The 26004-nt window shown below is 67.8% G+C and carries 24 protein-coding genes and 1 tRNA gene; 16 read left to right on the top strand and 9 right to left on the bottom strand.

Annotation, left to right across the window (positions count from 1 at the left end; genetic code table 11):
- Positions 1-12: 12 nt before the first annotated feature.
- Positions 13-88, top strand: a tRNA-Ala gene (locus E4V01_RS00355).
- Between the two features lie 297 nt (positions 89-385).
- Here the strand turns inward: E4V01_RS00355 and E4V01_RS00350 are convergent.
- Positions 386-1087, bottom strand: coding sequence for a hypothetical protein (locus E4V01_RS00350; RefSeq protein ID WP_135297009.1), 702 nt, complete (start codon positions 1085-1087; stop codon positions 386-388).
- A 239-nt stretch (positions 1088-1326) separates the two neighbouring features.
- On the opposite strand from E4V01_RS00350, the gene E4V01_RS00345 reads away from it, so the two are divergent.
- Positions 1327-2520, top strand: coding sequence for a YihY/virulence factor BrkB family protein (locus tag E4V01_RS00345; protein ID WP_135297008.1), 1194 nt, complete (start codon positions 1327-1329; stop codon positions 2518-2520).
- Between the two features lie 424 nt (positions 2521-2944).
- Here the strand turns inward: E4V01_RS00345 and E4V01_RS00340 are convergent, their stop codons facing one another.
- The gene (locus E4V01_RS00340; RefSeq protein WP_135297007.1) at positions 2945-3337 is read right to left on the bottom strand and encodes a hypothetical protein; all 393 of its coding nucleotides are present in this window, start codon (positions 3335-3337) and stop codon (positions 2945-2947) included.
- 502 nt (positions 3338-3839) lie between these two features.
- On the opposite strand from E4V01_RS00340, the gene polA reads away from it, so the two are divergent.
- Complete coding sequence (gene polA, locus E4V01_RS00335; RefSeq protein WP_135297006.1) at positions 3840-6980, top strand: DNA polymerase I; 3141 nt, start codon at positions 3840-3842, stop codon at positions 6978-6980.
- Positions 6981-6998: 18 nt separating this feature from the next.
- Here the strand turns inward: polA and nfi are convergent, their stop codons facing one another.
- The 5 genes from nfi to E4V01_RS00310 form a co-directional block, all read right to left on the bottom strand.
- On the bottom strand, positions 6999-7661 hold the full coding sequence (gene nfi, locus E4V01_RS00330; RefSeq protein WP_135297005.1) for a deoxyribonuclease V: 663 nt from the start codon (positions 7659-7661) through the stop codon (positions 6999-7001).
- Positions 7662-7674: 13 nt separating this feature from the next.
- Positions 7675-8772 carry a redox-regulated ATPase YchF gene (gene ychF, locus E4V01_RS00325; RefSeq protein ID WP_135297004.1) on the bottom strand — a complete coding sequence of 366 codons (1098 nt, stop codon included), beginning with the start codon at positions 8770-8772 and terminating at the stop codon, positions 7675-7677.
- Positions 8773-8851: 79 nt separating this feature from the next.
- Positions 8852-9484 (bottom strand): aminoacyl-tRNA hydrolase, encoded by a 633-nt coding sequence (gene pth / locus E4V01_RS00320; protein ID WP_060769932.1) that lies wholly within the window; start codon positions 9482-9484, stop codon positions 8852-8854.
- A 101-nt stretch (positions 9485-9585) separates the two neighbouring features.
- Entirely contained in the window at positions 9586-10272 is a 687-nt protein-coding gene (locus E4V01_RS00315) for a 50S ribosomal protein L25/general stress protein Ctc (protein WP_060769933.1), read from the bottom strand.
- Between the two features lie 219 nt (positions 10273-10491).
- Entirely contained in the window at positions 10492-10974 is a 483-nt protein-coding gene (locus E4V01_RS00310) for a pilus assembly protein N-terminal domain-containing protein (protein ID WP_060769934.1), read from the bottom strand.
- A gap of 351 nt (positions 10975-11325) precedes the next feature.
- On the opposite strand from E4V01_RS00310, the gene E4V01_RS00305 reads away from it, so the two are divergent.
- From E4V01_RS00305 to E4V01_RS00250, 12 genes are all read left to right on the top strand, one after another.
- Entirely contained in the window at positions 11326-11532 is a 207-nt protein-coding gene (locus E4V01_RS00305; RefSeq protein ID WP_245517371.1) for a Flp family type IVb pilin, read from the top strand.
- Positions 11533-11757: 225 nt separating this feature from the next.
- Positions 11758-12267, top strand: coding sequence for a prepilin peptidase (locus E4V01_RS00300; RefSeq protein ID WP_135297003.1), 510 nt, complete (start codon positions 11758-11760; stop codon positions 12265-12267).
- A 184-nt stretch (positions 12268-12451) separates the two neighbouring features.
- A complete protein-coding gene (gene cpaB / locus E4V01_RS00295; RefSeq protein WP_135297002.1) occupies positions 12452-13237 on the top strand; it encodes a Flp pilus assembly protein CpaB in 786 nt (261 codons plus the stop codon).
- Between the two features lie 11 nt (positions 13238-13248).
- Complete coding sequence (locus E4V01_RS00290) at positions 13249-14757, top strand: type II and III secretion system protein family protein (RefSeq protein ID WP_135297001.1); 1509 nt, start codon at positions 13249-13251, stop codon at positions 14755-14757.
- A 25-nt stretch (positions 14758-14782) separates the two neighbouring features.
- Positions 14783-15529, top strand: a complete 747-nt coding sequence (locus tag E4V01_RS00285) for a CpaD family pilus assembly protein (protein WP_135297000.1) — start codon at positions 14783-14785, stop codon at positions 15527-15529.
- Between the two features lie 84 nt (positions 15530-15613).
- Positions 15614-16858 carry an AAA family ATPase gene (locus E4V01_RS00280; protein ID WP_135296999.1) on the top strand — a complete coding sequence of 415 codons (1245 nt, stop codon included), beginning with the start codon at positions 15614-15616 and terminating at the stop codon, positions 16856-16858.
- Between the two features lie 47 nt (positions 16859-16905).
- Positions 16906-18354, top strand: a complete 1449-nt coding sequence (locus E4V01_RS00275) for a CpaF family protein (protein ID WP_135296998.1) — start codon at positions 16906-16908, stop codon at positions 18352-18354.
- Complete coding sequence (locus tag E4V01_RS00270; protein ID WP_135296997.1) at positions 18351-19322, top strand: type II secretion system F family protein; 972 nt, start codon at positions 18351-18353, stop codon at positions 19320-19322. Before E4V01_RS00275 ends, E4V01_RS00270 begins: the two co-directional genes overlap by 4 nt.
- 72 nt (positions 19323-19394) lie before the next feature.
- Complete coding sequence (locus E4V01_RS00265) at positions 19395-20366, top strand: type II secretion system F family protein (protein ID WP_135296996.1); 972 nt, start codon at positions 19395-19397, stop codon at positions 20364-20366.
- A 99-nt stretch (positions 20367-20465) separates the two neighbouring features.
- Positions 20466-21464, top strand: coding sequence for a MaoC family dehydratase (locus tag E4V01_RS00260; protein ID WP_135296995.1), 999 nt, complete (start codon positions 20466-20468; stop codon positions 21462-21464).
- Complete coding sequence (locus E4V01_RS00255) at positions 21461-22723, top strand: MFS transporter (protein WP_135296994.1); 1263 nt, start codon at positions 21461-21463, stop codon at positions 22721-22723. The genes E4V01_RS00260 and E4V01_RS00255 overlap by 4 nt, the downstream gene beginning before the upstream one ends.
- A gap of 141 nt (positions 22724-22864) precedes the next feature.
- On the top strand, positions 22865-23290 hold the full coding sequence (locus E4V01_RS00250) for an organic hydroperoxide resistance protein (protein ID WP_012752863.1): 426 nt from the start codon (positions 22865-22867) through the stop codon (positions 23288-23290).
- Positions 23291-23355: 65 nt separating this feature from the next.
- On the opposite strand, the gene E4V01_RS00245 is transcribed toward E4V01_RS00250, so the two are convergent.
- Positions 23356-23919, bottom strand: coding sequence for a CoA-binding protein (locus E4V01_RS00245; protein WP_135296993.1), 564 nt, complete (start codon positions 23917-23919; stop codon positions 23356-23358).
- Between the two features lie 43 nt (positions 23920-23962).
- Here E4V01_RS00245 and E4V01_RS00240 point away from each other — a divergent pair, with 43 nt between their 5' ends.
- Positions 23963-24394 (top strand): PaaI family thioesterase, encoded by a 432-nt coding sequence (locus tag E4V01_RS00240; RefSeq protein ID WP_135296992.1) that lies wholly within the window; start codon positions 23963-23965, stop codon positions 24392-24394.
- Between the two features lie 55 nt (positions 24395-24449).
- Here E4V01_RS00240 and E4V01_RS00235 read toward each other — a convergent pair whose 3' ends face one another.
- Entirely contained in the window at positions 24450-25769 is a 1320-nt protein-coding gene (locus E4V01_RS00235; RefSeq protein ID WP_135296991.1) for an MFS transporter, read from the bottom strand.
- Positions 25770-26004: the final 235 nt, after the last annotated feature.

Genomic DNA, 26004 nt, shown 5'->3' with positions numbered 1-26004 from the left:
GGCAACAATGATGGGGCCTTAGCTCAGCTGGGAGAGCGCTTCCATGGCATGGAAGAGGTCATCGGTTCGATCCCGTTAGGCTCCACCATCATACTTTCCCGAGAATAGCAGAGCGATAGAGCGGTTCGGGCAACAACGCCGACCGCCGCAGTGCGGTTTGAATGATCGCTCGGATGAAGTGCTTGGGCACGACCTTCAGCACTCATCCCATCGCCCCCTCCACCATCGCACATGGTCCGTCGCACGAGACTCGAAGGTTCTGCTCGGCAGGCCCCTCTCGGGCTGGGGTCAACCATTCTTTGGCCGCCGCTTGATGCCCGACCGGGTCTCGTCGCGACCCCCGGACCCTAAAGCATCGTCCTAGATTTGATTTCCAGCACGAGGCCTAGCGGGCGATCTGCCAGGGGCTGATGATGCGGGTGGGTTTCGGGCCGGTCTCGGCGCGAGCCTGTCGGGTCAGGGGCTCGATGACCTCCTGCGGGGCCAGGCGGCGGGCGTTGGCAAGCGTCTTGCGCGCCTCCTCGGCGGGCATGGCGCCGTGCGGCAACATCATCGCCATGAGTTGGCGACGCGTTCTCGCATTGATCGTGCGCGAGTGCTTGACATCCTCGAAGTCGCTCATCCGGTGGCGGGCCGCCTTGGCGCCGCGGCCGCGATCGTCATGGCCCTTGAAGACCTTCGGGCCGGCCGGCATGACCACGATGTCGCCGGGACGTAGGGTCTCGTCGCGTAGCAGCGCCGCGGTCGGATTGGCGGCGATGGCTTTCGAATCGACCGGCTGCTTGCCGCTGATCCCGGCGCCGTCATCCTTCGGCAGGGCGGCGTAACGCACCTTCGGCCGGCTCCGATCCGCCGTACTGCGATGCCGGCGCCAGCGATAACGCTGGTTGACCTCGCCGCCGCCGTAAACCTGAATCGGGGCGACGACTGGAGCGGGCGCCGACCGCTGCGGGGAAAAGAGTTGCTGAAACAGGCCGCCGAGCCCGCCCTCCTGAGCATGAACGCCGGCCGCGGTGGAAAGGATGAAAGCAGAAGAAGCCAGGACGAGCGCGAGGCGTCGTCCGGAGCGGCGCGGGGTCGAAGGCATCGACGGCTCCTGAAGCGAGGCGGTCGCGTTCGACCGATGCGCTGTCAACTGGAGCCGACCTTAACGGTTCCGGCGAGAACTTGGCGCGAATGTGAATTTTTCATGAGTACGCCGATCGAATACGCAGCGGCGAACGGCTGCCGCCGGCATAGTCACGTCACTGTGAACCGAAGCTCGGGCCGGACGGTTGCCGAACAGCGCAGCCTCTTCTTCGCGCGCTGGACGGAGCCAATCCCGCGATGCCTACACCCGATCGCGTCGTTCCCGACGCCGCTGCCGCGGCGGACAACCCCCGCTACCCGGCCTTGTGGACCATGGCACTGGCGACGGCGCTGCTCGGGATTGTCGCTCTCCCACGCCGGTCGGGACGGCCCGCGGATCGTGATGCGAACCGTGACGGGGATCGTGCGCGCGGCTCGTCGGGCGGCGATGCGGCACGCAAGGAATCGCCCTCCCACGAGGGCGCCGACGCCCATCGTGTTGCACGGACCGAGCCGGACCGTGGCCGCTCCGCCGACAAGCCGACGGAGGTGCCGGTCGAAGGGTGGAAGGACATCCTGAAGCGGACTTACCGGGATATCGGCGAGAATCGCCTGACCCTGGTATCGGCGGGTGTGACCTTCTTCGTCCTCCTCGCCATCTTCCCCGCCATTGCCGCACTCGTATCCGTCTATGGCCTGATCGCCGACGTTTCGACCATCAACCACCAGATCGAGGCGTTGCGCGGCGTCCTTCCCTCCGGCGGTGTCGACATCGTCGCCGAGCAGGTGAAGCGTGTGACGGAGAAGGGCGATACGACCTTGGGGCTGACCGCCCTCATCGGCATCGCCCTTTCAGTCTGGAGCGCCAATGGCGGCGTGAAACACGTCTTCGATGCGCTCAACCTCGTCTACAACGAGCGTGAGCGACGCGGCTTCTTCAAGCTCAACCTCGTCTCGCTGGCCTTCACCGCGGGCGCGCTGCTCTTCATCGTGCTGGCGCTCGCCGGTATTGTCGCGGTGCCGGTGGCGATTCAGTTTCTGGGTCTGTCGGGCGACGCGTGGTGGCTGGCTCTGCTGCGCTGGCCGGTCCTGTTCGCAATCGTCCTCCTGATGCTCGCCATGCTCTACCGCTACGGGCCCAGTCGGGACGCGCCGCGTTGGCGTTGGGTGACGCCGGGCGGCATGGTCGCCGCCTTCCTGTGGCTGGCCGGCTCGCTGCTGTTCTCGTGGTACGTCTCGAATTTCGGCAGCTACGATAAGACTTACGGCTCGCTCGGCGCCGCCATCGGATTCATGACCTGGATCTGGATCTCCACCACGATCGTGCTGCTCGGCGCGCAGCTCAACGCCGAACTCGAACACCAGACCGCCAAGGACACCACCGTTGGCGCGCCGAGACCGCTCGGCACGCGTGACGCCCGCATGGCGGACACGGTGGGAGCCGCTGCCTGACGGCGGCCCCTCTTCATCCGTTCTTCGCGTTGCTCGGGTCGCCGGTCGGATTCGGGGTGTTCATGCCGAACGGCGCGCTTCCGTTGATTGAGAGCATCGTCCCGAACGGTGGTTGCCGGCTTTCGGAAAAAGGGATTATGCGAAAACAAGAGCCTCAAGCATCGTCCGGGATCAGGTATCCAGGACGATACTTTAGAGGGCGTGCGGCTTGTTCTCGGGCAGGAACACGAAGCTGCTCGGTGCCTTGATCCGGTCGATCGTGGTGCCGTGCTGGTGAGGGATCGAGCCCGATAGGATCGTCGGCGTCTCGGCCTTCGGGAAACTTGTCCCTGCGCCCTTTCGCGCCCTTCCTATGGCTCGTGCGCAAAGAGAACGGCGGGGCTCGCGCCCCGCCGTCTCGTCGTACTTCAGGAGGAGTTTAGGCTCAGTAGGCGGGGCGGCCGTAGGCGGCGGCGCGATCGACCGGCTGAGCGCCGTCGGTGGCATAACCCGCCGGGCGGCGGACCGAACCCGTGACGATGCTGTCAGCCGCATTGGCCGTACCGCCCACGACACCGCCGACCACGTTGCCGGCCGCATCCACGGTTCCGCCGACGATGTTGCCCGCCGCGCCGAGCGTGCCGCCGACGACATTGCCGACACCGCCGAGGAGGCCGCCGCGCTCACGCACCGGGTCGATATGCGCGCCCCATACGTTGAGGGTGCCATCACGGTTGTAGCTGGCGCTGTCGGAAGCGATGCCCTGAGCGAGGCTCGGGGTCGCGGCGAGGCCGAGGGCCAGAGCGAGGGCCGCGGTGATCTTGGTGCGATGGGTCATGATCAATCCTTTATCCCTTCATGCGGGCGCCGATCACTTAGCCCGATCTTTTGAAGGATCAGGATAGGCCGTCGCCCGTCTTCGATGAACGGGATTTGGGGTCAATCTCTTGGCAGACAATAGCCTGTTTGTCGCACTGCAGCATCGATATATTTCGGATTTGCCGATCGCGCGCGAACTTTCATGCAGCGACATTGCGCGCAGCAAAAAAAGCTCATGGTTGGGAGGGTGTTGCCGCTGACGCTGCGACTCGATTCTGCCCGGTGCACGAACGCACATGGGCTCCGTGTCCGACAGCTTTTTGGGCGTTTCGCCTCTCGCGCGGCGCAGATGCTCGCGCGATGGACAAGACCGGCCCGCCGCCATGCCGGCCGTCGTGGGCCAGAGAACCGGGGACCTGCGGCATTTCCCGGCGCTGGGGCGATGTTCTGAAGCGGCGAAAATGCTCTATGGAACGGCGGCCCCGCCCTTGGGCTTCCCTTCGCCGATGGCTGTTCGACCGATGACCGAAGAGACGCAACTGCAACCGGCCAAGCCCGTCTGCGCCGACGACCGGGTGATCCTCGTTGACGGCTCGTCCTTCATCTTCCGGGCGTACTTCCAGTCGATCAATCAGGACCAGAAGTACAACACGCGGCCCTCCGACGGTCTGCCGACCGGCGCGGTGCGCCTGTTCTGCACCAAGATCGCCCAATTCCTTCAGGAGGGTGCGGCGGGGGTGAAGCCGACCCATCTCGGCATCGTCTTCGACAAGTCCGAGGGCTCGTTCCGCAAGGAGCTGTTCCCCGACTACAAGGGCCACCGCCCCGACGCGCCGGACGACCTCAAGCGCCAGATGCCGCTGATGCGCGACGCGGTTCGCGCCTTCGGGCTGCATGCGGTGGAACTGATGCGCTACGAGGCCGACGACCTGATCGCGACCTACGCGCGGCAGGCCGAGGCGCGCGGCGCCGAGGTCATCATCGTGTCCTCCGACAAGGACCTGATGCAGCTCGTCTCGGATAAGATCCGGTTCTACGATTTCGAGTCGGGCGCCAAGGGCAAGCCCGGCTACCGGCCCGAGCGCAACCTCGACCGCGAGGCGATCATCGCCAAGTGGGAGGGCCTCACGCCCGAGCAGATCGGCGACGCCCTGGCGCTGATCGGCGACACCTCCGACAACGTGCCGGGCGTGCCGGGCATCGGCCTGAAGACGGCGGCCGCGCTCATCAAGGAGTACGGCAGCCTCGAACAGCTCCTAGACCGTGCTGCCGAGATCAAGCAACCCAAGCGCCGGGAGATGCTGCTCGCCAACATCGATCAGGCCAAGCTCTCGCGCCGCCTCGTCGCGCTCGAAGAGAATGTGCCGGTGCCGGTGCCGCTCGACGAACTCGGCGTGCCGCAGCCCGATCCGCAAAAGCTCGTCGGCTTCCTGAAAGCCATGGAGTTCAACACCCTGACCCGGCGCATCGCGCAGATGCTCCATGTCGATCCCGAGGCGGTGAAGCCCGATCCGGCGCTGCTGCCGGGGGCACAGCCCCACGCCTACACCAACGCGGCCGGCGGCAGCGACGCGGTGCCGTTCTTCGGCGACGACGTCCCGGTCGATCCCGAGACCGCCGCCGCCCCCGAGCGGACGGACGGCGCGGCCCCGCCGGAGGCCGGCGAGGCCGACCCGTTCGCCGATCTCGACCTGCCGGATCAGGCGCCGAAGAAGCGCGGTCCCGGCGAGCCGACGCCTTCGACGCTGGTCGCCGCCCGCGCGGCGGAGGCCGTGAAGCCGTTTGACACGTCGGCCTACGAAACCATCGCCACCGTGGAGCAGCTCAAGGCGTGGATCGCCGAGAGCTACGAGGCCGGCGTGATCGCGGTCGATACCGAGACCGACGCGCTCGACGCGGCCAAGGCGGGACTCGTCGGTGTCTCGCTCGCGACCGCGCCGGGGCGGGCCGCCTATATCCCACTCGCCCACGTGAAGCCCGAGGTGAAGGGCGGCGACCTGTTCGGCGAGAGCGGGGCAGGGGCCGATGCCTCCGACCGGCAGCCCGGCCAGATCGATTTCGATACCGCCCTGAAGCTGCTCAAGCCGCTGCTTGAGGATGCCGGCACGCTCAAGGTCGGTCAGAACCTGAAATACGACCTCTCGGTGCTGCACCGCTACGGCATCGACGTGACGCCCTTCGACGACACGATGCTGATCTCCTACGTGCTCGATGCCGGCAAGGGCGGGCACGGCATGGACGAACTCGCCCGGCGCCATCTCGGCCACCAGGCGATCACCTTCGCGGATGTGGCCGGCACCGGCCGCAACAAGGTCACCTTCGACCGCGTGGCGATCGACAAGGCCACGGCCTACGCGGCGGAGGACGCCGACGTCACCTTACGCCTGTGGCGGATGATGAAGCCGCGCCTCGTCGCCGAGCATCGGGTGACCGTCTACGAGACGCTGGAGCGCCCGCTGGTGCCGGTGCTGGCGCGGATGGAGCGGGCCGGCATCGCCATCGACCGCAACATGCTGAGCCGCCTCTCCGGCGACTTCTCGCAGATCCTGGCGCGGCTGGAGGAGGAAATCCAGGACGACGCGGGCGAGCGGTTTCAGGTCTCGTCGCCCAAGCAGATCGGCGACGTGCTGTTCGGCAAGATGGGCCTGCCCGGCGCGAAGAAGACGCCATCCGGCCAGTGGGCCACGCCCGCGACGCTTCTCGAAGAACTGGCCCAGGCCGGCCACGATCTGCCGAAGAAGATCCTCAACTGGCGCCAGCTCTCCAAGCTGAAATCGACCTACACCGATTCGCTGCAGCAGCACGCCGACCGGGGGACCAACCGCGTCCACACCTCGTTCGCGCTCGCGGCGACGACGACCGGCCGGCTTTCCTCCTCGGACCCGAACCTTCAGAACATCCCGATCCGTACGGAGGAGGGGCGGCGCATCCGCCGCGCCTTCGTCGCGCCCGAGGGTAAGAAGCTGATCTCGGCCGATTACAGCCAGATCGAGCTGCGCCTGCTCGCCCACATTGCCGACATTCCGCAACTGCGCGAAGCGTTCGAGCAGGGGATCGACATCCACGCGGCCACGGCCTCCGCCATGTTCGGCGTCGCCCTCGACCAGATGACCGGCGATCTGCGGCGGCGGGCCAAGACGATCAATTTCGGCATCATCTACGGCATCTCGGCCTTCGGTCTCGCCGACCGGCTCGGCATCGGCCGCGAAGAGGCTTCAGCCTTCATCAAGCAGTATTTCGAGCGCTTTCCCGGCATCCGCGACTACATCGACACCACCAAGCGCTCGTGCCGCGAGAAGGGCTACGTGACGACCCTGTTCGGCCGCGTCTGCCACTACCCGCAGATCCGCTCGAACAACCCGTCCGAGCGGGCGAGCGTGGAGCGCCAAGCCATCAACGCCCCCATCCAGGGCACCGCCGCCGACATCATCCGTCGCGCCATGACGCGGATGGAGGATGCGCTGGAGTCCAAGAGGCTCACCGCGCGGATGCTGCTGCAGGTGCACGACGAACTCGTGTTCGAGGTGCCCGACGACGAGGTGGAGGCGACGATTCCCGTGATCGCCGGGGTGATGGAAGAGGCGCCCGCGCCGGCCCTGACGCTGAGGGTGCCGCTGGTGGTCGAGGCGCGGGCGGCGGCCAACTGGGAAGAGGCGCACTGACCTCTTTGCGTCCTTACTTCAGAAGTCGCCCGCCGCCTTGTGCGCGAGGCGGATCGGCTCCGGCAGGCGGTATTTCGGCGAGCAGGCCAGCACGAGTTCGACCGCGCTCGGGATGTCGTCGCGATGGCCCGGCGAGATGAACAGCGGAAGTCTGGCGTTACGCGTGCGGACCACGGCACCGATGGTCTCGCCCCGATCGATCAGGGGGACGTGCGCGCCCTTCTCTTCCGGCAGCGGTGCGTTGGTGCCGACGAGCCGCGTCTTGCCGACGCCGATGGTCGGTCGCTCCAACCACAGGCCCATATGGCTGGCGATGCCGATGCGGCGCGGATGGGCGATGCCCATGCCGTCGAACAGAAAGACGTCCGGCTCCGCACGCAGGCGCCCGAAGGCTTCCTCGAGCACCGGCCCTTCGCGAAAACTCAGGAGGCCGGGAATGTAGGGGAAGGGCGTCGGCCGCTCGGCGAAGGCCGTCTCGACGAGGAGAAAACCCGGAAAGGTCACGACGACGACGGCGGCGCGGGAGCGCTCGTTCTTCACGCTGACATCGACCCCGGCCACCAGCCGCACCGCAGCGAGATCGATGGCCCGGTCGGCCACGATCTCGCTGCGGAGCCGGCGCTGGAGTGCGACCGCCTCGGCCGGCGTCAGGTCCCAGGCATGGCGCGGGTGAAGCTCCATGCCCGGCGCCCGGTCAGTTGGCGAAGCGGAAGTGCAGCACGTCGCCGTCCTGCACCACGTATTCCTTGCCCTCCAGCCGCAGCTTGCCGGCGTCGCGCGCACCCGCCTCGCCGTTCAGAGCGGTGTAGTCCTTGAACGCGATGGTCTCGGCGCGGATGAAGCCCTTCTCGAAGTCGGTATGGATCACGCCGGCCGCCGCCGGGGCGCGGGTGCCCCGGGTGATCGTCCAGGCGCGAGCCTCCTTCGGGCCGACGGTGAAGTAGGTGACGAGACCGAGCAGGTCGTAGCCGGCGCGGATCACCCGGTTCAGGCCGGGCTCGGTCAAGCCGACCGCCTCGAGGAAATCGGCCTGGTCGGCCTCGGGCATCACCGCGATCTCGCTCTCGATCTTGGCCGAGACGACCACGGCGACCGCGCCCTCGGCCTTCGCCCGGTCGAACACTGCCTGAGACTTGGCATTGCCCTTGTCGGCGTCGCTCTCGTCGACGTTGCAGACGTAGAGCACGGGCTTGGCCGTCATCAGGCCGAGCTGCTGGAACAGCCGCTCCTCGTCGGCCTTGCGCTCCACCAGCCGGGCCGGCTTGCCCTCGCGCAGGAGCGGCAGGGCCCGGTTGACGAGGTCGAGGAACTCCTTGGCCTCCTTGTCGGAGCCCTTGGCCCGCTTCTCCAGGGCGACGACGCGCTTCTCGAGGCTGTCGAGGTCGGCCAGCATCAGCTCGGTCTCGATGGTCTCGATGTCGGCGATCGGATCGACCTTGCCCTCGACATGGGTGACGTCGCCGTCCTCGAAGCAGCGCACCACGTGGGCGATGGCATCGACCTCGCGGATATTGGCCAGGAACTGGTTGCCGAGACCCTCGCCTTTCGATGCGCCGCGCACGAGGCCGGCGATGTCGACGAAGGTCAGCCGCGTCGGGATGATCTCCTTCGACGAGGCGATCCGGGCGAGGTCATCGAGGCGCGGATCGGGCACCGCGACCTCGCCCACGTTCGGCTCGATGGTGCAGAACGGGTAGTTCGCGGCCTGGGCCGCGGCGGTCTGCGTGAGCGCGTTGAAGAGGGTCGACTTGCCGACGTTCGGCAGGCCGACGATGCCGCATTTGAAGCCCATGGCTGGTCCTAGAAATCCGTTGTGATCGGTCGGGAGCCGCGCCCGGAAGCAGGCTCCATCGGGGTCCGGCGGCTTCGTGTCAATTCGCGTCGCGCGCTTTGGCCTTGCCGGCCTCGACAGGCGTCTTCACCGTCTCCCAGCCGCGGCCGGCCATGGCGAGATGCACCTTGTTCTGGAAGCTCGCATCCTCGCCGGCCGCCAGCAACGGCGCGTGGTCGGCGGTGGCGCGGCAGAGATCCTCGACCCAAGGCTCCTCCGCCTTGGCGAAGTCGTTGAGGACGTAGGCGTGCACCAGCGCCTTGTCGCCGGGGTGCCCGATGCCGAGGCGGACGCGGCGGTAATCGTTGCCGCACTGCGCCGTGATCGAGCGCAGGCCGTTATGCCCGGCATTGCCGCCGCCGAGCTTCACCCGCAGCTTGGCCGGCGCGAGGTCGAGTTCGTCGTGCAGCACGATCACGTCAGCGAGCGGAATCTTGAAGAAGCGCTGAGCCTCGCCGACCGAGCGGCCGGATTCGTTCATGAAGGTCTGGGGCTTGAGCAGGATCGCACGCTCGGAGCCGAGCATCACCTCGGCCGCCTCGCCCTGGAAGCGGCGGCGGAAGGGGGCCGCCCGGTGGACGCGGGCGATCTCGTCCACGGCCATGAAGCCGATGTTGTGGCGGTTGCGCGCGTAGCGCGCGCCGGGATTTCCCAATCCGACGATGAGCCGCATATGCGCTCCCGATCTCAGCCCCGACAAATGCAAATGCCCCGGCCGGGTGGCCGGGGCATCGCGTGTTTCGCAGAGCGGGCGCTCGCGGCGCCCGCTGCGGCTTACGCCTCGCTCTCGTTCTTCTCGTCGGTGGCCTCGGCCTCGGCTTCCGCCTTCTCCTCGGCGGACTCGGCCGACTGCGCCTCGGCGATCGCGGCTTCCTCGGCCTCGACCTCGGCGCCGAGCACCGTCGGCGGCAGGAGGTTGGCGACCGTGTCGGTCGGCTCGCCCGTGTAGGTGCCGGCCGGCAGGCGCAGGTCGGAGGCGTGGATCACGTCACCGATCTCGCGGCCGGTGAGATCGACCTCGATCGCGTCGGGGATCTGGTCGGGCGCGACCTCGAGGGACACGGTGTGCAGCGCGATGTTGAGGGTGCCGCCCTTCTGCTTGATACCCGGCGCCTGATCCTCGTTCACGAAGTGGACGGGGACATCCACCGTGACGGTCTGGCCGGCGACGATACGCAGGAAATCGACGTGCAGCGGCACGCCGCTGACCGGATCGAGCTGGTAGTCGCGCGGGATCGCGCGGGTCTTCTTGCCGCCCGCATCGATCTCGAACACGGTGGTCTTGAAGCCGCCGGCGTAGATCAGGGTGCGGGCGCGGATGAGGTCGATGGCGATGGCCTGCGGGGCCTGGTTGCCGCCGTAGATGACGGCGGGAATCTGGCCCTGGCGACGAACGGCCCGGGCGGCCCCCTTGCCGACCCGGTCGCGTGCCACGGCCTCAAGCGTCTTGGTGGCGCTCATGGCGTGATCCTTTTGTAAAATATGGAGCCGGGCCAACGACAAAGGCCGCCCAAAGCGGACGGCCCGACCGTTCCCCAGCGCGCCCGTGCCTCCAAGGGTGTCTCAAGGGCGCGGGCGGGCCATACACGCAATGGGGCCTCGTGGCAACGGCGGAAGGCCGGCTCTTATTTTGACGCGCCTTCTTTCGACGAAAGGGTGGCCACTTCGTCGGAATGCGCTCTACCGGTTCTGGGTCGCCATGGTGCGGCGCTGCTCGGCCTGCTTGCTGGTATCGTCGAAATACTTGGCGGCGTCGCCGAGCTGTACCGAGGGCTGGCAGTTCGGGGTGCAGGAATAGGATTCCCGATCCAGGCCGCGCTGCACGGTGATGATCGACGCCTGCGGCGCCTGCACGCTGATGGTCGATTCGGCGAGCATCGCCCCCCTGCCGTCGAGGGCGATCAGGTTGGTCGTACCGAAGCTCTTGCCCGTCAGCACCACGACGCCGTTCTTCTGCAGGGTGATGTCGGCGATCATCGGGTTGCCCACCACGACGGTCTGGGTCTTCTCCGGCAGGCGGATCACCTTCGCGTTGTCGACCTGCACCGAGACGGTGCCCTGCGGCACCGGCTCGTTCGCGCGGACGGGCGCGGCGAGCGCGAGCAGAACCAGGACGGCCGGGCCGGCGCGGAGCGGGAAGGGGTGAGGGCGCAGGCGGGGCATGAAGGGTCGGTCCGATCGCGCGTAGGGCAGCGCTCTCCGCCGAAGGCTGTGCCGTGTCCGCGGCACGAATCCGGAGCGAAGGCGTCTCTCGTCGCGTGAACGGAACAGGAAACTGATGAAGGAAGCGCTAACCCTGTCCGAATGCCCCGCGTTCACGAGCCTGGGACGGCGCCGACGGGTCATTCGATCGATTGCTGAAACGCATCATTAACTGCCGTTCGCGAACGACCGGCCCGCCGCTTGGTTAGGGCGTCGATTTAACCCAAACGCAACGCGTCGGGATTACCACTCGACCTGTCGCCGATCGGGGCCTCTGCAGACTTCCGACGGACGCCCATCGGATCTAATCAAGTGGAGATCATCGTGAAGAATATCGCCAAGCGCTTCATCTCTGACGAGTCTGGCGCGACTGCCATCGAATACGGCATGGTTGCTGCCATGGTCGGCGTTGCCATCGTCGGCATCTTCTCCACCTTCGGCACCAAGCTGAAGACGGCGTTCACGACGCTCGGCGACGGCCTCAACACGCAGACCACGAAGCTCGGCGCCACGAACTAATTTTTCGGCCAAGCGGCGACACCGTTTTTCCAAGGCATGGCGGACCTCTTTCGCCATGCCTCGTAAACGGTGATCAGCCGCGATGGCCGTCTGTCGCGAGCGCCAGTCCCATGGGGAACCGGCTCTAGCAAGATCGTACGCGCCCGGTCAGATCAAAGCTGACGGGGCTTGAGACCCGAACGAACCGACCGATAGGCCGAGATAGAGAGCAGTTTCGTGTCGAGCATGGCGGCCTACCTCCTCCTGTGCATCGTCTTTCCCTTTCTCATGGCCTATGCCGCCGCGAGCGATCTGCTGACAATGCGGATTTCCAACCGCGTGACCGGCCTCGTCTTCGCGGGTTTTATGGTCTACGCGCTCGCGTCCGGCATGGCTTGGGCCGACCTGGTCTGGCACCTCGCGGCTGGCGCGCTGACCCTCGTGATCACCTTCCTCATGTTCGCGCGGGGATGGATCGGCGGAGGCGACGCCAAGCTGGCGGCAAGCACGGCGCTGTGGATCGGCCTTGCCCATCTGCCGGATTATCTCATCCTGGCCTCGCTGCTCGGCGGACCTCTGACGCTCGCGATTCTGTCGGCTCGATCGCTTCCGCTGCCGAAGCTGGCGCTCAAATTTCCTTTCGCGGTGCACCTCCACGACACGAAGACCGGAATTCCCTACGGCATCGCTCTCGCCGCCGCCGCGCTGGTCGTGGTGCCGAGTGCCTTCGGCTTCGACCAACTCGCTCTGCCCTGATCGATCGTCCTGGACGGGTTCGAGGAGGCCGCTTGGCAAAGGCGGCTTTTTCGAGTTGAGGAACTGTGAGCGGGACAGCGGCAGACTGACAATGGTCACGCTCGGTTAACCCTAACTTGACGAATCCCGGGCAAGTCTCGGGACCAGACGGCGACGGAGCCGTCGTCACGGTCCCGCGCCTGCCATGAAACCAGCCCGTCTCGCCGTCTTGGGGATCGCACTCGTTGCCGGCTGCGGCGCCGCCCTGCTGATGCAGGGGGAGGAAAAGGCGCCCGAGCCCACGCCCGTCGCCAAGGCCGAGCCCGTCGCGCCGGTTGCGATGAGCGAGGTCCTCGTCGCCGCCGCCGAACTACCCATGGGGCAGACCCTCAAGCCCGAGGATCTGCGCTGGATAGCCTGGCCCGAACAGGCAATTTCGCCCGGACTGATCGAGCGCCGCGCGGCCCCGAAAGGACTCGAGGACTCCGTCGGCGCGATCATCCGCACCGGCTTCTCGGCCAACGAGCCGATCCGGCCCGAACGCCTGGTCAAAGCCGGCAGCGGCTTCATGTCGGCGATTCTGCCGCCCGGCATGCGGGCGGTCGCGATCACCACGGACACGCGCGGATCGAGTTCGGCGGGCGGCTTCGTCCTGCCGAACGATCATGTCGATGTCATCAAGACCAGCAACGAAGGCACCGAACAGTTCGCCGAAACGCTGCTGACCGACGTGCGCGTGCTCGCCGTCGGGCAGATCGTGCAGGAGAAGAACGGCGCCAACGTCGTGACGGCGGAGACGGCCACCTTGGCCCTCACCCCGGCTCAAGCCGAAACCGTCACGCTGGCGCAGAAGGTCGGACAGCTCTCCCTCGCGCTGCGCAGCATCCAGGATTCCGCCCGAACCGCCGCCCTCTCCGAGGAGGCCGACATGCCGCCCGAGGGACCCATGACCGTGGTGCGATTCGGCGTCGCCAAGCAGCAGCGCCGGTGAGGACAGGACCGATGACGACCGCCCCTCGCTTCCGCGGACTTGCCCTTCTCCTGCTCTCCGGCGCCTGCCTCGCGTCGGCGATGCTGTCCGGCCCGGCCTCGGCTCAAGCCGGCCTTCCCGGTGCCTCCCCCGTCCTGACGATCGGGGCCAACGAGGCGGCGGTGTCCCGGCGGGTCGAGTTGAGCAAGGGCCGCTCGCTCATCGTCGATCTGCCGCGCGACGCCAAGGAGGTCTTCGTCGCCAACCCGGCGGTCGCGAACGCGGTCGTCCGCTCCAGCCGCAAGCTCTTCCTGATCGGCATCGACAACGGCGCCACCTCGATCTTCGTGATGGATGGTGAGGGACGCCAGATCGCGGCGCTCGACGTCACCATCGCCCGCGATATCAACGTCCTGCGGCAGTCGCTGCAGCAGAGCCTGCCCGGCGGTCGGTTCGACGTGAAGGCGGTCGGGGATTCGCTGGTTCTCTCCGGCAGCGTGAACTCGACCTCGGAGGCGCAGCAGGCGCTCGACATCGCCAATGCCTTCGTCGGCATCGCGGCCGGCGGCGGTGTCGCGACCCGCGGCGCCGTCATCAACAACCTGACGATCCGCAACAAGGATCAGGTGATGATCCGCGTCACCGTGGTCGAGGTGGCGCGCACCGTTCTGAAGCAGTTCGGTATCAGCACGAGCGGCAATTGGTCGGCTCTGAACCCGCTGGGCGGCAACTTCCTGACGAACAATACGGGTTTTCCGCTGACCGGATCACGGAGCCCGGACGCCAACGCTCTGACGGCATCCGTTCAGACGGGCGGATTCTCCTTCAAGGCCACCTTGCGCGCCTTCGAACAGGCCGGCGTGTCCCGCATTCTGGCCGAGCCGACGCTGACCGCGATTTCCGGCGAGTCGGCAAAATTCACGGCGGGCGGCGAAATTCCGGTGCCGCTGAGCTGTTCGGCCGCCTCGACCGTCTCGATCGGCACCTCGATCAGCCAGGGCTGCGTCGTCGCGCTGACCTACAAGCCCTACGGCGTGAGCCTGTCGTTCACCCCCGTCGTCATGGCCGAGAACCGCATTTCGGTCCGGATCGCCACCGACGTGGTCGATCTCGATCCCCAGAACAGCTTCACCTACTACCTCAACGACCGTCCGACCCCTGTGCCTGGCACGACGAAGCGCAGCTCCGAGACGACGGTCGAGCTCGCCTCCGGCGCGACGATGATGACCGCCGGCCTGATCCAGCAGAAGAACCGGGCGGCGATCTCCGGTCTGCCCGGGCTGATGAACCTTCCGATCCTCGGCGCCCTGTTCCGCTCCCGCGACTACCAGCGCGACGAGACCGAGCTGATGATCATGGTCACCCCCTACATCGCGCAGCCGATGGAAGCGCGGCAGGTGCAGCGGCCGGACGATGGTTTCGTCGATGCACCGGACGGGCAGGCGGTGCTGCTCGGACGCCTGAACAAGATCTACGGCACGGTCGGCGGCGGCACCCTCGGGCCGGCCTATCGCGGCCGGGTCGGCTTCATCGCCGACTGACCCCGTCCATCAGGATCGAATCACGATGTCCTCCCCCGCCCGCACCCCCGTCTCCCGCGCCTGGCCGGTCGCCGCCGCCGTGCTTCTTGCCGCCGGCCTTGGCGCCTGCCGCGCGGACCGGGTCGCGACCACCGGCTCGACCTACCCGATCGACGTGCGCACCCGCCACCCGATCGTGCTCGCCGATGCCGACCGCAGCCTCGATGTGTTTCCCACGGGAATCGGCCATATCGATCCGCGCCAGCGCGCCGACATCGAGGCCTTCCTCGTCGAGTACCGGCGCTACGGCCGCGGCATCCTCCTCGTCGAGCTGCCGCGCGGCGTATCGCCGGGTTTGGCCGGGCCCGTCGAGCGCACCGGCGCATCGATCCGGCGCCTCGCGGCGGAGATGGGCGTGCCGGCCGGCGGCGTGCGGGTGGCCGGCTACCCGATCGCCAACCCCACATTGGCCTCGCCCCTGCGCCTGAGCTTCCAGCGGATGCAGGCCAAGGTCGCCGACAAGTGCGGGCTCTGGCCGAGAGACCTCGGCGCCAGCGACCTGCGGTCCAACTGGTCGAACGAGCCGACATGGAATCTCGGCTGTGCGATGCAGTCCAATGTCGCCGCCCAAGTCGCCGATCCGATCGACTTCGTGCGCGGCCGGCCCGAGGGCCGTATCGATACGGTCCTGCGCACCAAGGATCTCGGCCAGCTCCGCGAGGGCAAGGATCCGTCAACGCAATGGCGTCAGGATGGGCAGACGAATGTCGGCAGCGAAGTGAAGAGCCAGTAGCCTCGCCGGCCTCTCGCGCGCCGCCTCGAACCCCTGTCGATCACCGGCCGCGCCACTCGGCACAAGAACCGGAAACCACGCATCATGCCGGACACCCACGAGGCTTCAGAGCGGACCATCGCCCCGGTGCCGCGGATCACGATCCAGGCTTTTTGCGACACGCCGGAGACGGCTGCGATGATCGAGGGCATCGCCGCCGAACGCCGGATGCAGAAGGCTCACGTCAAGGTGCAGATGGGCGGGGGGGCGGCAGCTCTGGAGGCTTACCGGCACGCGCCCACGCCCAACGTGATCGTGCTCGAATTCCTGAATCTCAAGTCCCGGCCGCTCGAATGCCTCGACCAGCTCGCCGAGGTCTGCGACGAGGGCACGAAGGTGCTGGTGATCGGCCACGTCAACGACGTGTTGCTCTACCGGCAGTTCATCCAGCGGGGGGTGAGCGAGTACCTGATGGCGCCGGTCGAGCCGGTCGCGATGATCGCCGCGGTCTCCGATCTGTTCGCGGCGCCGGGCGCGAAGCCGGTGGGGCGTACGGTCGCCGTCTACGGCGCGCGCGGCGGCGTCGGCAGCTCGACGGTGGCTCAGAATCTCGCCTGGACGGTGGCCCGCGAGCACGGCACCGCGACGGTGATCGCCGACCTCGACGTCGCCTTCGGCACGGCGAGCCTCAACTTCAACCAGGATCCGCCCCAGGGCATCGCCGAGGCGGTGTTCGCGCCCGAGCGTCTCGATGCCAACCTGCTCGACCGCCTGCTCTCGAAATGCGCCGACAATCTGAGCCTGCTCTCGGCGCCCGCAACCCTCGACCGCACCGTCGACCTGACCGAGCCCGCCTTCGATGCGCTGACCGACCTGCTGCGGGCAGCGGTGCCCTGCATCGTCCTCGACGTGCCGCATCAATGGTCGGCCTGGACCCGCCGCGTGCTGATCAGCGCCGACGAGATCCTGATCGTCGCCCCGCCGGACCTGGCGGGTTTGCGCAACGTCAAGAACCTGCTCGCCCTGCTGCACCAGCAGCGTCCCAACGATGCGCGGGCGCGGATCGTCCTCAACGGCGTCGGCGTGCCCAAGCGGCCCGAGATCGCGGCGGCCGAGTTCTCCAAGGCGCTCGACGTCCCGCTCCAGGCGGTCATCCCCTTCGATCCGGCCCTGTTCGGCACCGCCGCCAATAACGGCCAGATGATCGCCGAGGTCCAGGCCGGCTCCAAGCCGGCGGAGATCTTCTCCGACCTCGCCGCGGCGGTGACCGGCCGGGTCGAGATCCGCCGGGCCCGGGCCAATCTCCTGGAACCGCTTTTCGCCCGGCTGACCCGCAAGAAGGCGTCCTGACGTTGCCCTGCGCTCTTTCCTCCCAAGACTGCTGAAGGCGCGGCGCCATGTTCGGTCGACGCTCCAATACCGCCGCGGCTCCCGCCCCGGCCACTCCCGCAGCCGGACCGGCGAACGTCACCCCGCCGGTCCTGCAGCAGGAGGCGGTGCGCGCGCGTCCCGAGGCGCCGAGCGCCCCGGCGCCGCAGGTGCAGCAGCCGAAATCCGAGGATTACTTCCGCACGAAGAGCATGATCTTCGGCGCGCTGATCGAGGCCATCGACCTCGCCCAGCTCGCACGGCTCGAAGGCGAGGCGGCACGCGAGGAAATCCGCGACATCGTCTCCGAGATCATCGGTCTCAAGAACATCGTGCTGTCGATCGCCGAGCAGGAAGAGCTGCTCGACGACATCTGCAACGACGTGCTCGGCTACGGTCCGCTGGAGCCGCTGCTCGCCCGCGACGACATCGCCGACGTGATGGTCAACGGCGCCGACCGGACCTTCATCGAGGTCGGCGGCAAGATTCAGCTCACCTCCGTGCGCTTCCGCGACAACCAGCAACTGATGAACATCTGCCAGCGGATCGTCAGCCAGGTCGGCCGCCGCGTGGACGAGTCCTCGCCGATCTGCGACGCGCGCCTGCCCGACGGCTCGCGCGTCAACGTCATCGCTCCGCCGCTCGCCATCGACGGGCCGGCGCTGACCATCCGTAAGTTCAAGAAGGACAAGCTCACCCTCGATCAGCTCGTGCGCTTCGGGGCGATCTCGCCGGAGGGCGCCAAGATCCTGCAGATCATCGGCAAGGTCCGCTGCAACGTCGTGATCTCGGGCGGCACCGGATCGGGCAAGACGACCCTGCTCAACTGCCTCACCGCCTTCATCGAGCACGACGAGCGCGTCATCACCTGCGAAGACGCGGCCGAACTTCAACTCCAGCAGCCGCACGTGGTGCGGTTGGAGACCCGGCCTCCGAACCTGGAGGGCCAGGGGCAGGTCACCATGCGCGACTTGGTCAAGAACTGCCTGCGCATGCGCCCCGAGCGCATCATCGTCGGCGAGGTGCGCGGACCGGAAGCCTTCGATCTGCTGCAGGCGATGAACACCGGCCACGACGGCTCGATGGGCACGCTGCACGCCAACTCCCCGCGCGAGTGCCTCGCGCGTATCGAATCGATGATCACGATGGGCGGCTTCTCGCTCCCCTCGCGCACGCTGCGCGAGATGATCACCGGCTCGATCGACGTGATCATCCAGGCCATGCGCATGCGCGACGGCTCCCGGCGCATCACCCACATCACCGAGGTGATGGGGATGGAGGGTGAGGTCATCATCACCCAGGATCTGTTCGTCTACGACGTGCTCGGCGAGGACGCGAACGGGCGCCTGATCGGCCGCCACCGCTCCACCGGAATCGGCCGTCCGCGCTTCTGGGAGCGGGCGCGCTACTACGGCGAGGAGCGGGCGCTGGCCGCCGCCCTCGACGCCGCCGTGACCGAAGGGGAAGCGGCATCGTGAGTGCGTTCAACGCCCCTCTGGCGGTCGGGCTCGTGGCGGTGGCCGCCGGTTCGCTCGCCTACGTGTTCCTGATGCCCGCCCTTTCGGGCGAGCGGCGGGCCGAGCAGCGTCGCAAGGCGCTGGGTCAGCCCCAGGCCCTGCTCGCGGAGCGCGGCGCGGCCGCCAGCCGCCGCGAGCAGGTCGCCAAGAGCCTCAAGGAACTGGAAGCCAAGAAGGACAAGACCAAGGTCACCCTCGAACTGCGCCTCGCCCGCGCCGGCCTCGATTGGAGCCGCCAGAAGTATCAGATCGTCTCGGCGATCTCCGCCGTCGTTCTCGCGCTGGCCGCCTTCTTCGTCTCGCACAATGTGATCGTCGCCGGGCTTGCCCTGTTCGTGGGCGCGCTCGGCCTGCCCGCGTGGTGGCTCAAGCGGCGGCAGAAGCGGCGGGTTGCGGCCTTCATCGAGGAATTGCCCAATGCCATGGATGTGGTGGTGCGCGGTCTGCGCTCCGGCATTCCCCTGGGCGACTGCCTGCGCATGATCGCACGCGAGGCGAAGGAGCCTCTGCGCAGCGAGTTCCGGGTGACGATGGAATCCCAGGCGCTCGGCCTGTCGATGTCCGACGCGATCCTGCGCATGTACGAGCGCGTGCCCGTCACCGAGGTGAATTTCTTCTCCATCGTGATCGGCATTCAGCAGAAGGCCGGCGGCAATCTCTCGGAGGCCTTGGGAAACCTGTCGCGGGTGCTGCGCGAGCGCAAGAAGATGGCCGGCAAGATCCAGGCGATGAGCATGGAGGCCAAGGCATCGGCCGCCATCATCGGTGCCCTGCCGTTCGTGGTCGGCGGGGGGACCTATCTGTCGAGTCCCGATTACACCGCGCTCCTGTGGACCACCTCGGTCGGCAAGATCGCCCTCGTGATCTCGGGTCTGTGGATGTTGGCCGGCATCTTCGTGATGAAGAAGATGATCAATTTCGACATCTGAGTCGCGCGCCGGAAGGCGACGTGAAGGGGCGGTTCGAGCCGCTCCGCAAGGGACGAACTGGGCCGGACACCGATGCTGGATGACTTCGTCAACACCGCGTTCGCGCCCCGCACCATCGCTGCGGTGCTGGCTGGCATCGCCGCGGCGGCCACGGCCTTCACCCTGGTGCAGCCACTGATCGAGAGTGATCCGCTCGCCAAGCGCATGAAGCTCGTGAGCGACGAGCGCGAGCAGATCCGTCAGCGCGAACGCGAGCGGCTGAACAGCCGCGGTACGCTGCGCGTGGAGCCGAAGGCCTACATGAAGCGGGTCGTCGAGCAGTTCAACCTCAGCCGCTGGCTCGGGACGGAGACCGCCAAAGCCAAGTTGGTCCGGGCCGGGTATCGCGGCGCCGGGGCGGAAACCGCGTTCCTCTTCTTCCGCCTCGTGATGCCGATCACCCTCACGGCCGTCGCGCTGTTCTACCTGTTCGTGCTGGAGGTGCTCGACCAGCCGTTCGCCGTTCGCCTCGGCCTCCTGTGCGGCGCCGGCTTCTTCGGCCTCAAGCTGCCGGAGGTGTACCTGTCGAACGTCACCTCCAAGCGGCAAGCGGAGATCCGCCGCGCCTGGCCCGACGCCCTCGACCTGTGCCTGATCTGCGTCGAGTCGGGGATGTCGGTCGAGAATGCCTTCCGTCGGGTCAGCCTGGAGATCGCGAGCCAATCGGTCGTGCTCGCCGAGGAACTGGCACTCCTGACCGCCGAGCTGTCCTTCTTGCCCGAGCGGCGCGTGGCCTACGAGAATCTCGCCCTGCGCACGGGGCTGGAGATCGTCAAGTCGCTGACCACGGCGTTGATGCAGGCCGAGCGCTACGGCACGCCGGTGGGGCAGGCTCTGCGCGTGCTGGCACAGGAGAGCCGGGACCACCGCATGACCGAGGCCGAGAAGAAGGCCGCCTCGCTTCCGCCGAAGCTGACCGTGCCGATGATCCTGTTCTTTCTTCCGGTGCTGTTCGTGGTTCTCCTGACGCCTGCGGGCATCCAGGTCTACGAACTGATGAAGTGAGCAGGTTGGGGCCGGCCGCCCTCTCGGCCCGATCCCCGGATGCACTCGGCCGTTCGATGCTGTAGCCACGCGCGGATCTCCACCGCGACGCGGCACCCCATGGCTCTGCTTTCCCTCGACGATCTCGCACCCGGTCAGGAATACGCCGCCGGGCCGATCACCGTCAGCCGTGACGAACTGATCGCCTTCGCCCGGGCCTACGATCCGCAGCCCTTCCACCTCGATGAGGCGGCCGCGAAGGAGACCTTCGTCGGCACCCTGATCGGCTCGGGCTGGCAGACGGCGGCGCTGGGCATGCGCCTGTTCGCGCAGGCGTTGGTTTCGCAGTCCACCTCAATGGGATCGCCCGGCATCACCGCCCTGCGCTGGCTGAGGCCCGTCCTGCCGGGTGATGCGCTAAGCGCGGTGATCCGTGTCGAGGAAGTCCGCCCGTCATCCTCGAAGCCTGACCGTGGCATGGCGCGGCTCTCGATGACGCTGACGAACGGGCGCGGCGAGGCGGTGATGACCCAGGCCTTCGCGGTGCTGTTCGCGCGCGCCGGCGCCGTGCCCGCACCGCGTCCGGTCGAACTCTCGACGGAGACGGGCCCCGTGGCGGAGCCGGACGACGCGGTGCCGCTGCCCTACCTTGCGCAGGCGGAGCTTGGTGTCACCCGCGGACTCGGCGCCCACCGCTTCGAGGCGGACGACATCATCGCCTTCGCGCGGGCCTACGATCCGCAGATCTTCCATCTCGATGCGGAGGCCGCGCGGGCCACGCATTTCGGCGCGCTCTGCGCCTCGGGCTGGCAGACCGCAGCGGTCTGGATGAAGCGGCTCAACGCGACCTTCGCCCGGGATATCGCGCTCACGGCCCGCTCCGGCCCGGTGCCGCAGCTCGGCCCTTCGCCGGGCTTCAAGGATCTGAAATGGCTGCGGCCGGTCTATGCCGGTGACACGATCCGCTATGCCAGCACGCTCATCGACCGGCGCGCCTCCCGCTCGCGGCCCGGCTGGGGCATCGCCACGCATCACAACACGGCCGAGAATCAACGCGGTGAGCCGGTCTTCGCGTTCACCGGTACGGTGTTCTGGCAGTGGGAGCCTGCGACCGCATGAGCGCTCCGTCCGCCCGCCGGATCCTCGTCGCCAGCTTCGTCGGCACCGCGATCGAGTTCTACGACTTCTACATCTACGCCACCGCCGCCGCTCTGGTGATCGGGCCGATCTTCTTCCCCCATGGCGAGCCCGGCGTGCAGACGCTCCAGGCGTTTGCGACCTTCGCCATCGCGTTCCTTGCCCGGCCGATCGGGGCGGCGGCCTTCGGGCATTTCGGCGACCGGGTCGGACGCAAGGCGACGCTGGTCGCCTCGCTGATGATCATGGGGCTCTCGACCGTCCTGATCGGCTGCCTGCCGGGCTATGGCAGCATCGGCTGGTGGGCGCCGGCCCTGCTCTGCCTGCTGCGCTTCGGCCAGGGCGTCGGCTTCGGCGGGGAATGGGGCGGGGCGGCCCTGCTCGCGGTCGAGAACGCGCCGCCAGGGCGCCGCGCGCTCTACGGGATCTTCCCGCAACTCGGCGCTCCGATCGGCTTCATCGCCGCCAACCTCCTGTTCCTCGGCCTCAGCGTCGCTTTGAGCCCGGCGGATTTCGAGGCCTGGGGCTGGCGTCTGCCCTTTCTGGCCTCGGCCGCCCTCGTCGGCGTCGGGCTCTATGTCCGCCTGAAGCTCACCGAGACCCCGGCCTTCCGCGCCGCCCTCGAACAGGCGCCGCCGGAACGGGTGCCCCTCGCCACGATCTTTTCGGCACATCGGCGCGCAACTTTGCTCGGCACGCTGGCGATGGTGGCGGCCTACGCCGTCTTCTACCTCTCGACGGTGTTCGCTCTCAGCTACGGCACCGGCACGCTCGGTTACCCGCGAAAAACCTTCCTGGTGTTCGAGTGCGTGGCGATCCTGTTCATGGCGCTGGCCATCCCTCTATCGGGATGGGCGGCCGACCGGTTCGGACGCAAGCCCGTGATGCTCTCGGGGCTCGCCGTCACGGGGGCGCTCGGTGCCGTGCTCGGGCCGATGCTCGGCAGCGGCGAACCCGCCCTGGTGCTTGCCTTCCTCTGCCTCGCGCTGTTCGCCATGGGCTGGATCTTCGGGCCGATGGGCGCGCTGCTGCCCGAACTGTTCCCGACCCGGGTGCGCTACACCGGCGCCTCGGTGACCTACAATCTCGCCGGTATCGTCGGCGCCTCCGGGGCACCCTTTGCGGCGCAGTGGCTCGCCGATTCGGGCGGCATCGGCCTCGTCGGGCTCTATCTCGCCGTTGCCGCGGGGATCAGCTTCGCCGCCGTCATCGCGATGCCGGAGACGGGGCGGGACGCCTGACGCCGCACGGGCGAGGGGAGTCGCACAGCCCCGGAAAATGAATTGCGCACGATTTAGATTGCGCGCAATCTAAAATGCGGCTATCCCGGTTTGGAGCCGAGCGGAGCAATCCCCGTTCGCCCCGAATATGAGGACAGACCCATGACCGTCGATGTGAAGTACCGCACCACCGCCTCCGCCACGGGTGGCCGCGACGGCTCCGCCCGCACCGAGGACGGCAACTTCCAGGTCCAGCTCTCGACTCCGAAGGAACTCGGCGGCGCGGGCGGCCCCGGCGCCAACCCCGAACAGCTCTTCGCCGCGGGGTACTCGGCCTGCTTCATCGGCGCGCTGAAGGTCGCGGGCGGCCAGCTCAAGCTGAAGGTGCCCGCCGACACCACCGTCACCGCCCAAGTCGGCATCGGTCCGCGCTCCGAGGGCGGCTTCGGCATCACCGCCGACCTCAAAGTCAGCCTGCCGGGCCTCGACCGCGCCGACGCCGAGCGCCTCGTCGAAGCGGCCCACCAGATCTGCCCGTATTCCAACGCGACGCGGGGGAATGTCGATGTCGGTCTGACGGTCGCCTGAGACTTCGATCCCGATCATACTCTCGAAGCGCCCTCGGCCCATCATAGGCCGGGGGCGCTGTTGCCTTACGTCCCCTCGATCGTCCGCTTCTGCACGCTGCCCTTGGCCATCACCGGCTTCTTCGCGCTGATGATGCGGGAGTTCACGCCCGTCCAGCCGATCTCGCCGGAGAGCCGGCCGTATTCGATCTTCGGGCAGCGGTTCATGATGACCGTGACGCCCGCGGCTTCCGCCCGCGCGGCGGCCGCGTCGTCGCGCACGCCGAGCTGCATCCAGATCACCTTCGGCGGCACCGGCAGCGCCAGCGCCTCGTCCACCAGCGGCCCCGCCGCGGCGGAATTGCGGAAGATCTCGACCATGTCGACCGGCCCGGTCAGGTCCGAGAGCCGGGCGATCACCGGCCGGCCGAGCAGAGTCTGGCCCGCCAGCCCCGGATTGACCGGCGTCACGGTGTAGCCGCGCTCGGCCAGGTACTTGAAGACGATGTAGCTCGGCCGCGCCGGGTTGGCCGAGGCGCCGACCAGGGCGATCGAGCGCGCCTCCTTGAGAACGGCGCGGATCTGCGCATCGGGATAGCGGTCGTGCCGTGTGGCGATACCGTCAGGTGCGTCGTCGATCGTCGGGATCATGCCGCCCTTGTCCGCCATGCGTCGGCATGCTGCAAGGCGGAGGATGAGCGAGACCGCGATGAGCCTGGAGGAGACGGCCGCCTTCCTCGAACGCGACTTCCCGCAGATGAATGCGGGCGGGCGCCACTACCACCTGGAGGCGGTCGGTCCGCTCTCCGCACGGATGCGGCTCGATTACCACGAGCGCCACCTGCGGCCCGGCGGCACGGTGTCTGGCCCCTCGATGATGGCGCTGGCCGATTACGCGCTCTACGCGGCGATCCTCGCGAATATCGGCCCGGTGGCGCTCGCCGTGACGACGAGCCTGAACGTCAATTTCCTGCGCCGGCCCGGCCCCGCCGCCCTGATCGCCGAATGCAGCCTGATGAAGCTCGGGCGGCGCCTCGCGGTGGGCGAGGTCGCGATCCGGAGTGTAGGCGGGAAAGCGATCGTCTGCCATGCCACCGGCACCTACTCGATCCCGCCGGAGCAGTGAGGCCGCGCGCTCCAGCGAATGCGGCGGAGGCGCGGTCTGGGCCCGGAGGCGAGCCCTACTCGGCGGGCGCCGCCAGGGGCGTCGAGGGGGTTATGGGCGGCACGTCCGTGGGGCGCGGCTCGTAGGCAAAGGTCTCGGGCATGAACAGCAGGTAGATCGCGAAGCCCGCCGCCGCGATCGCCGCGAGCACGAGGAAGGCCGCCGCGTAGCCCGCGCCGACGATGACCACGCCGGCGAGCGTCGCGCTCAGCGCCGCGCCGAGCCCCTGCGCCGTCGCGACCGCGCCCTGGGCGACGTTGAACCGGCCGGTGCCGCGGGTGAGGTCGGCGACCACGATCGGGAACAACGCGCCGTAGATGCCGGCGCCGACGCCGTCGAGGCACTGCACCGCCACGAGGTAGAACGGGTTGTCGGAGAAGGTGTAGAGCACGCCTCGCAGGGCCAGCACGCCGAAGGCGACGAGGAAGATCGGCTTGCGCCCGAAACTGTCGGCCTTCGACCCCACCAGAACCGCCATCGGCACCATCACGCATTGGGCGGCGACGATGCAGACCGCGATCAGCGAGGTCGCGTTGTCCTTGCCGACGACCTTGGTCAGCAACTGTCCGACCGAGGGCAGCATCGCCGCGTTGGCGAGGTGGAACGCGGCGCAGAGAAGCGCGAACAGCATCAGGTGGCGGTTGCGCAGCAGCAGGCTCAAGCCCGAGGGCTGTTCGCAGTTCTGATCTTCGGCGCAGTCGAGGCCGCGGGCGAGGTCATCGTCGATCTCCTCGGCGGGCACCAGCAGCATCGCGACGATCGAGCAGGCGGCGAGAAGTCCCATGAGCCAGAACACGACTATGGGGCCGAAGATATAGGCCAAGCCGCCCGCCAGCATCGCCGAGACTGCGTTGCCGGCATGGTTGAAGCCTTCGTTGCGGCCGATGCGCTTCGAGAACAGTTTGGGGCCGACGATTCCCAGCGTGATGCCGGTCAGGGCCGGCGCGAAGATCGAACCCGCCATGCTGGCGAGCGCCTGCGTGGCGGCGACGAGGTAGAAATTCGAGATCCAGGGCAGAACGAGACAACTCAGCGTCACGACGACCGCGGCGGCGATAACGACGCTGCGCTTGGCATTGGTGCGGTCGATCAGGGCGCCCGCGGGTGTCTGCGCAAGCAATCCGGCAATGCCGGCGATCGTCATCACGAGACCGATCGTCGCCTCGTTCCAGCCCTGATCGGGCCCGCGCACGGCCAGAAGATAGATGGCGAGATACGGACCGAGGCCGTCGCGCACGTCGGCGAGGGTGACGTTGAGCAGGTCGAGTCCGCGCAACGCGCGCCGGGACGGCTGACGCGACGCGGGATCGATTGAGGGAAGTGCGTCGCCACGCATCGGTCATGTCCACGGGTCAGCGCAGCGTCCGGAAGGGCTAAGGTCCGCCTTCGGAAAGGACGTCGCGAAATCGGCGTTTCCGGGTGTCGGGCGGCACAAACGGCGTCTTGAGACGATCGCATGTCCGTTCGATCCCGGCGCTAAAGCCTGCTTGGCCGGATCGTTCCGGCTGCTGAAGATCCTAATCCCGCAATCGCCATCACGAATGCGTGGGATACGGGCGATGCCGCCATTC

This window comes from Methylorubrum sp. Q1 (assembly GCF_004683995.1).
GTDB lineage: Bacteria > Pseudomonadota > Alphaproteobacteria > Rhizobiales > Beijerinckiaceae > Methylobacterium.
Note: the sequence above shows the minus strand (reverse complement) of the source record. Positions and strands in the feature narration are given on the sequence as shown.